Raw genomic sequence first — 15,410 nt, forward strand, 5'->3', positions numbered from 1 at the left:
AATCTCCTATATAGCATTATAGCACAAAGCTATATTATCGTACACCGCAACTATAAGCATCGAGTTATGTATTTTTCAGAAACGAAGCCGCCCTTAATCCTGCTCGTCCAGCTCATACAGGCGCTTGTAAATGCCGCCAAGGGCCATAAGCTCCTTATGCGTGCCGATTTCCGCAATTTCACCGTTATGCAGCACCACAATTCTGTCAGCATTGATAATCGTCGACAGACGATGTGCGATAATCAGCGTCGTGCGGCTTTCAGCCAGCTTATCCAAAGACTTCTGAATCTGCTTTTCCGTTTTGGTATCAAGTGCACTTGTCGCTTCGTCAAACACCATCACCGGCGGGTTCTTCAAAAAGGCACGGGCAATAGCAATACGCTGCTTCTGGCCGCCGCTGAGCTTCACGCCACGCTCGCCAACCTTGGTTTCGTAGCCTTCAGGCAGCGCGCTGATAAAGTCGTCTGCCGCCGCCAGCTTGGCAGCCTGCTCAATCTCCTGCTCGCTTGCCTTAATCTTGCCATATGCAATATTAAAGTTAACAGAATCGCTGAAGAGGAAAACATCCTGCTGCACCAGGCCGACATGGTTACGCAGATAGCTCTGTTTATATTCTTTGATATCCACGCCATCAAGCAGCACTCTGCCCTGCGTCGGCTCGTAAAAGCGCAACAAAAGACTCGCCAGCGTCGTCTTGCCTGCACCCGTAGCACCCACAAAGGCCACCTTTTCACCGGGAGCGATGTCCAGATCAAAATGCTTCAGCACCGGCTTATCCTCCAGATAGCCAAAGGTTACATTCTCAAAGGTAATGCGGCCCTTGATCTCGCCTGCGGCAATCGCACCGGGCGCATCGTCAATCTCCACCTTATGCTGCATCATCTCATTAAAGCGGTGATAGCCAGCCATACCGCGCTGGTACATTTCCGTAAACATCAGCAGACGGAAAACAGGCTTCATAAAGATGTTGACATAAAGGAAGAAGGCAACAAAATCACTAAGCGCCAGCTGGTTATTGGCAACCATCATACCACCGCAAACCAAAACTACCAGATTGGTTGCGTTGGTAAAAAAGGTAATAGTTCCTGAAAAATATGAAAGTATCGCAAATGATTCGGTACGCACACGCAAAAGCTCATTACTCTTGCGCATAAAGCGCTCCAGCTCCAGCTGTTCATTAGCAAAGGCCTTTACCAGGCGGATACCGCTCAGAGCCTCCTCTGCCTGCGCGGAAACCTCACCGGATTTTTCACGGCTGCGGCGGAAGGCACGCTTCATCTTTCTGTTGACGAAAACGGAATGCACCGCCTTAATAATCAGCATAGCACCGATAATAGAGCCAAGATACGGATTCAGATACAGCATCATGAAAATAGTACCCAGCATACTGATAGTGCAGACCAGCAGGTCATTAGGTCCTTTAAATGTCAGCTCGCTGATTTCCACGATATCGCTTGTAATGCGCGATAGCAGCTGTCCTGTGCGGGCATTATCAAAAAAGCGGAAGGACATTTTTTCCATATGTCCGAACAAATCGCGACGCATATCGTTCTCAATGCCGGAGCTCATCACATGACCATAATAGTTGATAGCAAAAAGCAGGCCAAAGTTTACCACATACAGTACTACCAGTATGCCTGCCCAGCAAAACAGCTCGTCAAGATTCTTCTGAGGAATTTCGACGTTGAGCATCTGTCTTACAATATAAGGAAAGACCAGCTCCATCAAGGCTGAGAAGCATGAGCCCATCAGCACCAAAAGCAAAATCAGCTTATAGGGCTTATAATAATGAATTATTTTTTGCAACATTTACTTTGCTCCTCCTGCGTTATTTTTCCAGATATGTAAACGGTAAGCACCTATAATCTTGCCATCGGGAGTCAGCGCCGGCGCTTCCACGCCTGCCAGCCACTGTCCGTCAGGTGAAATACCAATCGCCTGGCAAGGTCCTTCGGTCGGGAAATAGCTGTACTTTTTACCTGTTTCCAGGTCCAGCACCAGCGCCCCATGCGCCTTGTAATTGTGCGTGCGCACGTTGCGCCCCACCGCGCAGGCCGCCAGCCTGCCGGCGAAGGCTATTTCCTCCATCGTACCGTCTGCCATATACTGATAGCGGAAGGTACCGTCTGTATTGAATACAAAAATACTGTTGTTGCTCGGATGCTCTACCGGCGTTGGCAATTGCCAGTTTTCACGGTTAAAGGTGTTAATCGTGGTAAAGAGCACGCCGTAGGGTGTTACAAAGCCGTCGCGGCCGCTGGCGTTGACATAAGCGCCGTCAACCTCCTGCGGCTTGGAGATGGAACGCATCCAAAGCGTTCTGCCTGCTTCATCAAACAGCATGCCGCGTCCGTCACTGGCAGCAGCTGCCAGATATTTACCGTCCGCACTGAAGTTAGGACTACCGCGCATAACTGTGTTGTCAAAGGGCGGAATCTGCGGTACCTTCGTCGAATTAAGCAGCTCGCCGGTCTTTTTATCGAGGAAGTACATCGTATCCTTATACTTCATATCCTCGCGGTAATCGTAGGCCGAGGTAGAAAAAACAGCTCTGCCGTTGGTATCATTGACATCGCACCAGTTTATCCAACTGTCGATAATCTCATTCTTGGGGAACAGCCACAGCAGTTTTCCTTCCTCATTTACCGCCAGCATTTTGGCATTATAGCCTCTGCTGCCGTCCTTGCGCATCAAAAAGCGGTAAGCGTTGGCATAGACGTTGTTTTCCTTATCGACTGCGATATGCACCACAGAAGGATAGGAACGCTGCGAAGCATCGGAGCCGACGAAATCAGCACTCTTATACTGCCAGCGGATATCGCCTGTATGCACATCAACGGCGTAAAGCCTGCCCTCCGCGCTCTGCTCGCCTACTATCGCCAGCTTGCCGTCCGGTGTCAGGCACAGTGCAATCAGCTTACCTATGCCAAGGGAGCGCTTCCATTTCTGACCTCCTTCGTTGTCAAAAAGGAAAAGCTCGCCGCGCTCCGTTCCGACAATCCAGCCTTCTTCCTCAGCAGCGTAGCGCACCACTGCCTTCGTAAAGCCCATGCGGTCATAATTCTGTGTCGGGATATCACCCAGATAGACGCTCACGCCGGAGCCGTCGTTATTAACATGAAACTGGTTCCATGGCGTTCTGCTGCCGGTAATCCAGTACAGTGCGCACCAGGAAAGCAGCAGCAGCACAAGTGCCAGCCAGCCTTTAAGCTTATTCATAGATACAGCACCGTCCAATCATAGATTTGGCGGAAAACGCCAAAGTAGAAGCCCTGCTCCGACAGCAGGTAAATAATTTTACTGCCAACAACTGCCACCACTACTGCAAGCAGCAGCAGGCAGCTTACCTTTTCGCGTGCGTCCCATTGTTGGCGTCGCTTTGCAGCGCCGCCTGCAAAAAAGCCGCGGCTCACAACCGAAAGTGCAAGCGTCTGCGCGCGCCTCAGGCAGCGCGCCAACAAAGGCTTGGCGATATACGGCAAATGACGCAGCACAGCAGTGCGTCCGCTCTGGCTGTCACTGCGCAGCTGCAGCGCTGTGATGACCTCACCTGTTTCGGCTGCCAGCACCGGCAAAAAGCGAATCGCCGTCACCAGCATGAACGCCATCTGCGGCGGCAGGCGCCAGGCCAGCAATGCCTGCAGCAGCTGCCGCGGGTCACTCGTCCAGCAGACCAAAAGTCCCAGTGCCAGCATGCTGGCACTGCGCAAGCCCTGCACCGCACCGTACAGAATGCCCTCGCGGTAGATGAAAAGTCCGCCCGTCAGCTGGCCGATGAAGCCTGCCTCCGGAGCAATCAGCACCAACAGCGGTGTACGCGGCGTCTGCGCAAAAAACAGTGCCTGGCTGAACATGGAGCCCCACAGACCCAAGAGCAGCAGTATCGCCATCACCTTCCATTTGTAAATGGAAGTTTTCGCTGCCAGATGCAGTAATAAGGTAAACGTAAATAAAATAAAGAGTGTCCGCGGATTATCTACGGTAATCATCAGAATAGCAAAGAGGAAAAGGAACAGCAGCTTAGTACGCCCGTTAAGCTTCTGCGCCCAACCGGCAGCATCAGTGCCTTCCCACAGTTGTCTTACGGACATAACGCTTCACCCCCTCTACCGTGATGCAGGGAGGAAGCCCCGCCTGCTCGCACACCGGCAGCAACGCTGACGGAGTAAGACCGCCGGCCTCCACCAGCTCCTTATTGCTCAAAACATCTTCTGTCGTGCCGTCGGCAATTATCTGCCCCGCACACAGCACAATTACGCGGTCGGCAACCTGCGCCGCCAGCTCCATATCATGCGTACAGATGAAGATACTGCCCCCCTGCTCCTTATAAGCCAAAAGCAAACGGCGGATTTCCGCCAGACTCTGTTCATCCTGTCCTGTCGTAGGCTCGTCCAAAAGCAGCAGCGCCGGCTTCTTCGCCAGCATCGCGCCCAAAACAACACGCAAACGTTGCCCTTTGCTCAGCGCCAGCGGAAAATCATCGGCATATTCCGCCAGATTCATATGCTCTAAGAGTTGCTGCAGCTCCTGCTGCGTAATCGTGTGATTCTTCCAGCACAGCTCCTCGCGCACCGTATCCGCCAGCAGCATCAAATCAGGCTCCTGCCGCAGATAGCCGATTTTTCCCAGTTGCTTGTCGACCGGTTTTCCCTGCAGCAGCATGCTTCCCTGCTGCGTCTGTGTCAGGCCGCCCAAAAGGTTCATCAGCGTACTTTTGCCGGCGCCGTTGAAGCCCATAATCGCTGTAATCTGCCCCCGATAAAGCGTAAACTGCAAATTCTTCAGCGTTGGCTCCTTACTGCCGGGATAGGTGTAATACAAATTGCGCGCTTCAAGAAGAGGCTGCTGTTGCCCTGCAGGCTTGGCCTGCTCAGCAGCTGCTGCAGGCTCGCATTCGCTGCGCAGCATCTGCACTATTTTTTCCTTGTCTGTCGTCAGCTCCGAAAGCTGCAGTGCGCGGCACAGCTTTACTGTCTGCGGTTCACGCAAGCCCAAATCCGTGCGCCCTGTCATCGCCTTCCAGGCATCTTTAACAAGACCGTCATAAACAATACGTCCGTCCTGCATTACTGCCAGACGCGAAAAATATTTGCAAAGCTCGTTTACACGATGCTCAATCATCAAAATGGCAATGCCTGCCTCGCGGTTGAGGCGCACCAAAAGCTGCATAAAGCTCTGCACGCCCTGCGGATTCATCTGGCTGACAGGCTCATCTAAAATCAAAAGTCCCGGCCTGGTAACGAGAATCGAAGCCAACGCCAAGCGCTGCCTCTGACCGCCGCTCAGCTTGTGGATGCTGTAATCCTCAAAACCGCCCAAGCCTACCAGCTGCAGCGTTTCGCTCACCTTGCGCGCGATAACCTCCAGCTCCTCGCCCTGGTTTTCCAGCGCAAAGCCAACCTCATCCGCTACCGTCATCGCAAAAAGCTGGTCATCAGGCGACTGGTACACAGTACCCACCAGCTGGCCTGTTTTTTCCGGCGGCCATTTGCTGATATCCTCGCCCTGCAGGTAAATTGCTCCCTGCAGCTCGCCACGCTCCTCGCTGCCCAACAGACCGCTGATAGCTTTAATCAACGTCGACTTGCCGCAGCCGCTGCGACCTGCCAAAAGCAACATTTCACCGTCTGCCAGCGTCAGGTTGATATTTTTTAAGGTAAATTGCTTCCTTGAGGGATAGCGATAAGATAAATTGTCTATTTTCAGCATCTCTATTCCCCCATAACCTGCTGCAGCTTGCTGCCCGTCTTAGCACCCAGCCAGGCGCCGATGCTGCTATATACAAGGCCGTTGACCAGCATATACAGCGCCAAATACCAGTCTGCGTAATACAGACGATAGAAGAACATCATCTGCTCCATGTTGACGAAGGTGACAAGTGCGTCGCCCACGCCCATCAGCAGGCAGATAAACAGCATATAACCCTTGCCCAGCTCCTGCCTGCGGTAGAAGCCGGAAAGATACAGCAGCGTTTCCAAAATTGCTACGTTGACACACATGCTCAACAGTCCTAACGGCGTAAAGTGTCCGAACATCAGACCGGAAAGCATATATTTGACAAAATACATCAGAGTCAGCACGCCCGGCGCACGGAACAGCACCAACAGCGCCACTACCAGCAAATACAGCAGCATGCCGCTCAGAATGCCTGTAAGCAAACCGGAGAAAGGCCCTAAGAATACATGCAGCAAATCACCGATCAGCGTTGTCGGTAACGTAATACCACCAAAGGCCAGCGCCGCAAAAAGCGACACCGTAATAGCACCGCGCGCCCCGATGCGGTAAATGCAGCCCTTCAGCTTGTAGCTGCAGGCCAGCACTGCCAGCAGGCAGATGAAGGAAAAGCCTACTGCCAAAAGTCCCAGATTATGCTTCTTGGCGATTGTCAGCGGAACCTCCTGTACCTTTTCCTGCCCGTTGCCGCTTACGGTCACACGCAGACTGTAATCGCCCTCCAGAACGGTAAAATAATCTACATATAACGGAATAATAAAGGCCTGAGTTTTCTTGCCGTCCAGCGAAATCAGCGCCGTAGTTTCGTTAACGCTGCCGGTTTCACCGGCCCAGCCATGCTCGGAATCCTCATTGTTTTTGCCCGCGGTGCAAAGACCAGGCATAACCTTGCCCGTCTTCTTATCAATCAGCTCCGCCTTAAATTTCAGCAGACGTACATCGCGCTGCGGATTGCGCATATCCAGCACCAGAAAAGTAGCAGGGTGGTTAAACACGGCCGACCAGTTCGTCGCACCGTCGCCCGTCATGCGGTTGCGGAAGCCTTCGAGCGTAGTATCACGGATAAAAACCACGCCTTCTGCCGCGCGGTCATCCTTATTGCCCAAATTATCTACCGGCAGCGTCACGCTCTGGATATACCAGTTAAACTTGCTGCGGTCCAGCTTCTTCCCCTGCGTCGGTTCCGCAGCTACCGCTGCTGCCGCCGCCGGCTCATAACTGAAGCTCAGCTCCTTGCGCTCATGCCAGCCGTCGCCGCTGACCTCCACCGTCAGCTGCTTTGCGCCACGTGCTAAATCTGCCTGCGGCTGAATATAAAGCAAATCAAAGCTCTGTCCGAAATCAGCCGGCAGCACCCAATCTGCCTCCGCCGTCTGGCGGCCGTCAGCGCTTCCCAAACGCCATTTGTCATTAGCAAGCGCCTTAAAGCCTTCTGGCAAAATTACGCGCAGATGCGCCTGCTGCTCATGCGGCACATCAAAGCTGCTGATATTAATAAATAAAGGCATCGTGCTGCCGCCGTGCACTACATGCGCGGCACTCTTATCCAGATTGTAGGGGTACACTGTCTCCAGCTTCACGCCTGCAAAGGCCTGCTGTGCGAGGCACAGCAACGCCAGCAGGATATATAAGATTCTCATACTTCACCTATTCGCAGCAAATCTTTTTCAGCAATGCTGCATCCTTCTCTTTGCTGGCCTCATCTACGCGCGTTGTAATCTCCAGGTTATTGTTCAGCGGATTGCGGCTTACGGCAATATCAGCCGCATATGCTCTGCTAAGCAAAGCTTCCGTAAATACGCGCTCCGGCGTATCGTCTGCCAACAGCTTTCCCTCGCCCAAAAGCAGGATACGGCTGCAGTATTTCGCTGCCAGATTCAGCTCATGCACAACCATCAGCACCGTCTTGCCCATCAGCGCCAGCTCACGCGCAAAGCGGAATATTTCCTCCTGGTAAACCATATCCAGACCGGTAGTAGGCTCATCGAGGAACAGCACCGGCGTCTGCTGCGCCAAAACCTTCGCCAACAGGATACGCTGCTTCTGACCGCCGGAAACCTCCGTCACCGGCTTTTCCGCCAGCTCACGCGTACCGGTATATTCCATGCAGTCCAGCGCCAGACGCTTGTCGTCCTCGCTTTCGCGTTCCCACCATTTCAGGTAAGGGTAGCGTCCCGCCATAACAATATCCTGGCCTGTATAGCCAAAGCCAACCTCTACCTGCTGCTGCAGATAGGCTACCTCGCGCGCCAAATCTCTGTCAGTATATTCCTCCATCGGCTTATCAAAAAACAAAACCTCACCGCTCTGCTTCGGCAGCATACCGCGGATAGTCTTTAACAGCGTACTCTTGCCGGCACCGTTACAGCCGATAATACCCACGAGCTCGCCCTTGCCGATCGTGAAGCTGGCGTCGCTGATAACACAGCGGCTGCCATAGCCTATAGATAAATGATTAACACTCAATACTGCTTCTGACATACATACACCTCATGCTCATACTTCATCATAAAATTCAAATAAATTTAAGTATACTATACTTTACTCAATCCTATATATTATACCACACCCATGCAGGCTCTACAATAAATCACATCCTGCATCTCATGCAATTAGGAACTTCTTGGCAAATAATATAAGAATAAAAAAGCATGAACCACGGCAATAGTTCATGCTTAAATAAACTAACGGAAATCAACCTTCAGATGCTGTCTTTCCGGCATCCGTTGATATTTATATTTAGGATAGCCAACCATCAGTGTGCCTACAATTTTGTGCTTCGGCGGCACGGCAACCAGCTCCAGCAGCGGCTGATAGCCTGCAATACCGCAGGATTGGATAAAGCCGGCAATTGTCGTACCCAAGCCAATAGTCGGAGCAAACAGCTCTGCGTAAGCCCAGCTTTGCTCTGCGTTGCTCACACCGGTAATATTCAGACGGCGCGCCAGCGCAAAAATCAGGCAAGGAGCATTACGCGCGATGATATCCTGTCCACGCTCACGGTAAGCGCGCAGCACTACCTGAAAATAACGTTTGTTTTCGGTGCCTGCCGCAACCTCGTCCTCCATCCAGTTGGCAACAGCATCAGCAATTGCGCGGATCTGCTCCTTATCGCGGATAACGATGTAATACAAGCCCTGCGAATTGCCGGCAGTCGGCGCATAGCGTGCCACATCCAGCATGCGGGTAAGCTCTTCGTCAGTCGGTGCCTGCGGCTTAAAGTTGCGCACACTGCGGCGCATACGCAAAAATTCATAAGCCACCTCCGGCGTCGGCAAAGGCATCGTCACCGGGCGTTGCTCCGCCAGCGGCGTATACTTATTATCCAGGGCACCTACGGGGCAGATAGCAACGCACTGGCCGCAGCTCATGCAGCCACGGTCAAAATTGCACTCCGGTCCGTTTTCACCCATCGAAAGAATGCAGGAAGGACAGCATTCTACGCAAATGCCGCAACGCAGGCATTTTTCCTGATTAACTGTTAACAAATCCATAACGTCACCTCACAGTGCATTATCGGTATAGTGAATGTATTCTAGTCCACTAAAATCTGCCTTATAATGACCATTGCGCATAGGCGTACCCATGAGCTTTTTGTCATCAGGCAGACCGTCTACATTTACCAGACCGATAGAAGCAGTAGCGCAAAGAGCGCCAAGCTGTGTTGCTACACGCATAGCATAAGCCTTGTCCGCTTCACCGACAACACCCTTATGCGGGTACATTGCCGTCGCTGCGACGATAACCGTCAGGATTTTGCCACTCAGGGCAAAAATATGCGGCACAGTATTCATATCAGTCTGCATAAAATCAATTTTAAAATTATGACTTTCCAGCCAGGGAACGAAAGCCTGCAAGCCAAGCTCGTGAATTTCCTGCTCTGTTAAAAGTTGCTGCTCCAAAATATTCTTCTCCTGTAAACTTTTTCGTAAAGCTGTATCCCGGTGTATTACACCAAAAGCGATAAAATGCTGTCAACTGCGTCAAGGGGTGATGACGCACTGTTTTTATTTAAGAGCTATGACTCTTACAGCGTTTTCTTTAGAAAGCTCTGGCGACGGAGAGGCGTCTTACACCGCTTTCTTTAGAGAGCGCCTAGAAGATGTCAGATACGAGGAAGGGCGACGACGGCGTATACCCTTATACTCCTAGGAGCCCTGACGACGTAGATGACGTCTTCTAGGCGCTCTCCCCTAGTTTATTCTTCGCCGAGAACCAAAACCTCCGGCTCAAGATGCACACCATGCGCCGCAAACACCTTATCCTGCACATCGCAGATAAGCTGCAGCACATCTGCCGCTGTAGCACCGCCAATGTTCACCACAAAACCGGCATGCTTTTCAGAAACCTGCGCCCCGCCGACAGTATAGCCCTTCAGACCGGTCTGGTCAATCAGCGTACCGGCGAAATATCCGGGAGGACGCTTGAACATACTGCCTGCACTTGGCAGCTCCAACGGCTGCTTAGTGATGCGGCGGTTACTGAAATCAGCCATCTTATCGGCAATAGCCTGCTTATCGCCTGCAGTCAGGCGTACAGTCACCGAAGTAACAATTTTACCGCTGCCCTGCAGCGCAGTATGGCGATAGCCAAAATCAAGAGCTGCAGCAGGCAGCTCGCTGATTGTGCCGTCAAGCTCCATCACGCGCACGCTGGTAACAACCTTGGCCATCTCGCCATCATAAGCACCGGCGTTCATATAAACAGCACCGCCAATGCTTCCGGGAATGCCCACAGCAAACTCCATGCCGCTCAGGCCCAGCTCTGCAGCCTTGCGGGAAGCAGCAGCCAAAGAAACACCGCTGCCAAAGGTCAGGTTGCAGCCATCAGCAGCAACGTCATTGAGCATATTGCCCAGCTTGATAACCAGGCCGCGGATGCCCTTATCGCGCACCAGCAGGTTAGAACCATTGCCAATCAGCGTAACCGGCACCTTTGCCTCACAGGCACGCTGCAGCAGCTGCTGCAGCTCCTGCTCGCTCTGCGGCATAGCCATCAGGTCAGCAGGACCGCCAATGCGGAAGGATGTATGCTTCGCCATCGGCTCCTGCACCAGCAAAGGCTTAGCAGTACAGCCTGCGAAAATCTCCTGCAACGTCATTATTTATCTCCCATTGCCTCTTTAACAACGTCCTGAATAGTATTAGTAACGTCCATCAGCATCATCTGGAAACGAATCAACGCATTCAGATACTGCATAGCATCACTGTTCAGATTCAAAATACCCTGCAGCTTCTCCAGCTTATCCATAGCAGCAGCATCCGGAGTCTTACCCTGATGCTTAGCAAACTCAACCTCCTGAGCAGCCATCAGATACTCATTAACCATTTTCTTGGTATCCGGATCCTTCTCCAGAACAACAGCAGCTTCCTTCAGTTTTTTGTACTCGTGGCTCTCGCGCATAGCCTTAGCCAGATCATTTGCATTATCATAAACGTTCATAACTAAACACCTCACTAATAATATATTTTTACACTAACGTAAGAAACAAACATAGAAAAATACTACACATCAACACAGGGACACTTATACAACCACTACAGCACGCCAACGCAAGCAAGTGATATATCGTGCAGCGAATATAAATTTTAGCAAATGAGTGTCTGGAAACACAGAAACAAGGCAACCGAACCCTAAAGGTTACCCTCGAACAAGATCGGCGCCGCACGTTTCGTCTTGCTTCCACACGAAATTTGCGTCCGTCAACTCGCTTCTGCAAACCTCTCAGGAAAACTTAACCCAGCAAGCGATTGACGGAAAATTTCTCTGAGCGGAACGACATATCGCTTGCGACGCTATTACTAGTTACCTTACTACTAGTTACTTACATTCAAATGGGCGAACTTAGAGCAGTCGCCAAACTCAAAATGCCACCACTCCATCTCAATCCCCTTGAATCCCTGCAGCTCCATCTCCTCGCGCAGCAAACTGCGCAGATAGCGCTCGCGCGACGTACCGCCAGCATAGCTGGCGTACTGTCGCAGTGACGGCTCATCAAAGCCGGAGCCCATATCCAGCTCCTCGCCGCTCTCCAGGCTATACAAGCCCACATCAACAGCATTACCGGTATTATGCACGCTTCCCTTAACCTCCGGATCCTCCAGCATATCCTTCTTGCCCTCCGGCAAAGCCAGATTAGCCAGCTTACTCACCGACCAGGGACGATACGCATCCCACAGCACCAGGCCGTAACCGTAAGGTGCCAAGCGCTGCTGCACCTTGCCTAAAGCAGCTGCAGCCTCTTTAGAAACAAAGAGCTTCGGCGTAGTATAAAGCGGTGCACCAAACAGGTTATCACTACCGGCGTAAACAGAATTAACCTTCACACCGGCAACAGAAGCAGCATCAACCAGCTGCGCCTGCTCCCCTGCTGCCAAGGCCGCAGGAACAGCTGCCTTCGCAGCCTCCTCGCGTAGCTTAGCCCATTCCTCAGCACTGCGCTCCTCCAGACGGAAAGGCTTCGCCCTTTCCCCCTGCGTCGTACCAAAAAAGTAACGGCTGTACGTATTACCACCAACGCGACACGAAATACCATAGCCATCACTGTCACGTTCAAAACGCACACTGGCCTCAGTATTACTCATCGGACCGGACTCCTGCAGCGTATAGGAATCAAAATGCACCTTGCTCAGCGGATAAAGATTAGCCGCAGCAAAAGACCTGTCCTCCTGCGCAGTACGGTATAACAGCTCCAGACGGCCATTATTCTCACGGATAAGAATATTTTCGCCATTGCCATAATAAAAACCAAGAATATACTTAATATCCTTCGGCGCATCATTAGGTACAGCAGCCAGAGCAAGCTCCGCTCCCGTCTGGACATAGAAAAGCAGACCGGCCGCCAGGCCGGCCAGCAAATTTCGATAATTCACTATTGAATCAGCTCCTTGCGTACATCAGCTAAAGCATTAAGCCTGCTACGTACTCTCGCAACATCTGCCAGATCGATTTCGCAGGAAACAACCTCCTCCTGCATCCCTGCCTCAGCAAGAATCCTGCCGCTGGGCGCAACCACCATCGAATGACCGTAAAACGGCGCACCCTTAAAGCTGCCCGCACAATTTACCGCTACCACAAAGGTGTGGTTTTCGGCAGCACGTGCCTGTGCCAGCAAGCGCCAGATATCTCCCCGCGCTTCAGGCCACTCAGCCGGGCAGAAAATGAGCTGTGCCCCCTGCAAAGCCAGGTGACGGAAAAGCTCGGGGAAACGTAAATCGTAACAGATAGTCGAGCCGCAGCACAGACCGTCTAATGTAAAGGCATTGAAATTATTGCCGGGAGCAAAGAAATCACCCTCATTGAAAAGGCCAAAAAGATGCACCTTATCATAAAGATTAACAATTTCACCATTCTTATCAATAGCCGCAGAGGTATTATAAACCTTGCCATCAGCATGACGCATCGGCACTGAGCCTGCGAGGATTGCGCACTGCTCGCTGCGCGCCAGCTCCGCTAGCTGCGCCAGCACAGGCGAAGCCTGCGGTTCAGCATCCTGCTCCAGGTGTCCCAGGCTATAGCCTGTTGTCCACACCTCGGGCAGCACCAGTAAATCATGCTCCTTGGCAGCATCCGCTGCCAGCTGCAGACCATGGGCCACATTGGCCGCCTTATTCTTTTCCAGAACCTCCAGCTGCAGCAGGGCTATTTTCATAATACGCGCTCCTTAGGCATCATATTATTGCTGTTCAGACGACCAAGGAAGAATTTCTCCAGCTTGCGGGTGCAACGGGTAATAAAATGCTCCTTACCGCCTAAGGATTCAACAAAGACTACAGGATGACCGGCAACCTTAGCGCCTAAAACGTCGGTCAACAGCTGATCACCGATAAAAAGAATCTTACCGCCGCCCATAGCTTTAGTAATCTGCTTGTAAGCCATAGGCAAAGGCTTAGCGGCACGCATAATGGTGCCAAGACCAGTCTGACGGGTGATACCCTTAATGCGGTCACCACCATTATTGGAAATCAATGCCACATTGATACCCATCTGATGCAGCTGACGAATCCAGGTCATAGCACGAGGGCCTACCAGGTTCTTGTCGCGCGGCAGCAAGGTATTGTCAATATCAACAACAATTTTGGTGTAGCCATTGCGCTTCAGCCATTTTGCGGAAATGTCAAATAAACTTTTTACTCTGTAATCGGGGCAAACATACTTTAAAATCATACTACCTTATCCTTTGGAAATTTTATTTCAAACGTGGTACCAGAACCACATTTGCTGATAACCTCGGCACTGGCGCCGTGTACGCGAATAATTTCTTTGGCAATAGCAAGCCCCAGTCCCGTTCCCGGAACACTGCGGCAATGCGATTTTTCCACCTTGTAAAAGCGTTCCCAGATAAACGGAATATCCTCCTCCGGGATGCCCTTGCCCTGGTCAGCAACTGTTACAAGCACGCTACCATCGTCAAGCTTATTCGCACCTACTGATACAGTACCATTTTCTGGCGAATATTTCAAGGCATTATCGCACAAAATCATAATTAACTGTACCATTTGGTCTCCATCGCCCAAAATTTTGATATTATCGTCGGCATGAACACTAATTGTAACATTATTCTTCACGCAGCGCACCGATAATTTTTCGGCGACATTACGGATGATACCGGCCAGCGGCAGCTCATCCATGTTGCTTACAGTCAGCGGGTCGCTGGACTCCAGTCTGCTGATATCCAGCAGCTCGCGTACCATGCGCTCCAGGCGGACTGTTTCTTCATTTATCAGGCCACGGTAACGCTGAATCAGATCAGTATCCGTTACCATACCGTCACAGATTGCCTCATTGTAGCCACGGATAATTGTAATCGGCGTCCGCAGCTCATGCGATACATTAGCCACAAAATCACGGCGGATTTTTTCCGTCCGCTCCATCTTGGCAATGTAATCACCCAAATCCTTGCCTAAAGAATTGAGCGCATTCCCCAGCTCGGCAATTTCATCATCACCATGCACCTCCAGCCTGCGGGAATAATCTCCCGAAGCCATCGCCTGCGCATTGTCCTTCATATCCAGCACCGGCCGGATAATGAGGCCTGACAGACGCTTAACCAAAAACAAACTGAAAATAATGGCAATGATACCTACAATCATAATATAAATGTAAACATTTCGCAAGAATTTTTCGAAACCGCTCAAGGGCTCAATCATCAAAATAGCGCCTGTGTGCCCGTTACCAAAGGTATAAGGAACACCAACCAGGATCACCTGCTCCTTGTAATACGGATGATAAATCTGCGATTTGAAGGACTTCCCGGCATAAACATCATTTAGTATCACCTTAATGCGATACGATAAATTACTGCTCTTCATATCCTGATCCAGTTTTCTGACGCTCTCCTGCAATACCTGCCTGGAGGGTGCGCCATACCTGAGAAATTCCTTCATATTGGCATTTTCTCCGGTCTCCTTAACGGACTCAAAACTAGAGGCCGCCAAAAGCTCGTAATTATCATCAAACAGCCAGATGCGTGCGCCAACCAGCTTATCTACAGCTAAAATATATCGGTAAAGCATATCGCGGTCCTGCAGACGGATGAAGGCTTCAATCGTTTCCCCCATCTCATCTCCCTTTTCGGCCAGCTCCTGCTCCTTAATCTGGAAAAAGTAGTCAGCAATCAGGTACGATATGCCTGCTGTAATCCCCACAACGACGATAATTATGATAGTCATAAAACT

Annotated in this window: 14 protein-coding genes; all 14 read right to left on the reverse strand. The window is 51.3% G+C overall.

The window, feature by feature from the left end; translation table 11 throughout:
- Window positions 1-93 precede the first annotated feature (93 nt).
- Window positions 94-1,809, reverse strand: coding sequence for an ABC transporter ATP-binding protein (locus Q0G26_RS03965; RefSeq protein ID WP_293828801.1), 1,716 nt, complete (start codon window positions 1,807-1,809; stop codon window positions 94-96).
- Window positions 1,810-3,219 (reverse strand): PQQ-binding-like beta-propeller repeat protein, encoded by a 1,410-nt coding sequence (locus Q0G26_RS03970; protein WP_293828803.1) that lies wholly within the window; start codon window positions 3,217-3,219, stop codon window positions 1,810-1,812.
- Window positions 3,216-4,091: an energy-coupling factor transporter transmembrane component T gene (locus Q0G26_RS03975; RefSeq protein ID WP_293828806.1), complete on the reverse strand. Its 876-nt coding sequence runs from the start codon at window positions 4,089-4,091 to the stop codon at window positions 3,216-3,218. Before Q0G26_RS03975 ends, Q0G26_RS03970 begins: the two co-directional genes overlap by 4 nt.
- Window positions 4,060-5,709 carry an ABC transporter ATP-binding protein gene (locus Q0G26_RS03980; protein WP_293828808.1) on the reverse strand — a complete coding sequence of 550 codons (1,650 nt, stop codon included), beginning with the start codon at window positions 5,707-5,709 and terminating at the stop codon, window positions 4,060-4,062. The genes Q0G26_RS03975 and Q0G26_RS03980 overlap by 32 nt, the downstream gene beginning before the upstream one ends.
- A 2-nt stretch (window positions 5,710-5,711) precedes the next feature.
- Window positions 5,712-7,373, reverse strand: a complete 1,662-nt coding sequence (locus Q0G26_RS03985; RefSeq protein ID WP_293828810.1) for a hypothetical protein — start codon at window positions 7,371-7,373, stop codon at window positions 5,712-5,714.
- A 7-nt stretch (window positions 7,374-7,380) separates the two neighbouring features.
- The gene (locus Q0G26_RS03990; protein WP_293828812.1) at window positions 7,381-8,214 is read right to left on the reverse strand and encodes an ABC transporter ATP-binding protein; all 834 of its coding nucleotides are present in this window, start codon (window positions 8,212-8,214) and stop codon (window positions 7,381-7,383) included.
- 203 nt (window positions 8,215-8,417) lie between these two features.
- The gene (locus Q0G26_RS03995; RefSeq protein ID WP_293828814.1) at window positions 8,418-9,227 is read right to left on the reverse strand and encodes a nitroreductase family protein; all 810 of its coding nucleotides are present in this window, start codon (window positions 9,225-9,227) and stop codon (window positions 8,418-8,420) included.
- 9 nt (window positions 9,228-9,236) lie between these two features.
- Entirely contained in the window at window positions 9,237-9,635 is a 399-nt protein-coding gene (locus Q0G26_RS04000) for a hypothetical protein (RefSeq protein WP_293828816.1), read from the reverse strand.
- A 296-nt stretch (window positions 9,636-9,931) separates the two neighbouring features.
- Window positions 9,932-10,834: a UDP-N-acetylmuramate dehydrogenase gene (gene murB / locus Q0G26_RS04005; protein ID WP_293828818.1), complete on the reverse strand. Its 903-nt coding sequence runs from the start codon at window positions 10,832-10,834 to the stop codon at window positions 9,932-9,934.
- Window positions 10,834-11,175 (reverse strand): YlbF family regulator, encoded by a 342-nt coding sequence (locus Q0G26_RS04010; RefSeq protein WP_293828821.1) that lies wholly within the window; start codon window positions 11,173-11,175, stop codon window positions 10,834-10,836. Before Q0G26_RS04010 ends, murB begins: the two co-directional genes overlap by 1 nt.
- Window positions 11,176-11,549: 374 nt before the next feature.
- Window positions 11,550-12,605: a M15 family metallopeptidase gene (locus Q0G26_RS04015; RefSeq protein WP_293828823.1), complete on the reverse strand. Its 1,056-nt coding sequence runs from the start codon at window positions 12,603-12,605 to the stop codon at window positions 11,550-11,552.
- A complete protein-coding gene (locus Q0G26_RS04020) occupies window positions 12,605-13,384 on the reverse strand; it encodes a carbon-nitrogen family hydrolase (RefSeq protein WP_293828824.1) in 780 nt (259 codons plus the stop codon). The genes Q0G26_RS04015 and Q0G26_RS04020 overlap by 1 nt, the downstream gene beginning before the upstream one ends.
- Window positions 13,381-13,899 (reverse strand): YqeG family HAD IIIA-type phosphatase, encoded by a 519-nt coding sequence (locus Q0G26_RS04025; RefSeq protein ID WP_021719567.1) that lies wholly within the window; start codon window positions 13,897-13,899, stop codon window positions 13,381-13,383. Before Q0G26_RS04025 ends, Q0G26_RS04020 begins: the two co-directional genes overlap by 4 nt.
- Window positions 13,896-15,404, reverse strand: coding sequence for a HAMP domain-containing sensor histidine kinase (locus Q0G26_RS04030; RefSeq protein ID WP_293828826.1), 1,509 nt, complete (start codon window positions 15,402-15,404; stop codon window positions 13,896-13,898). Before Q0G26_RS04030 ends, Q0G26_RS04025 begins: the two co-directional genes overlap by 4 nt.
- Window positions 15,405-15,410: the final 6 nt, after the last annotated feature.

This window comes from uncultured Phascolarctobacterium sp., from assembly GCF_934190775.1.
Classification (GTDB): Bacteria; Bacillota; Negativicutes; order Acidaminococcales; family Acidaminococcaceae; genus Phascolarctobacterium_A.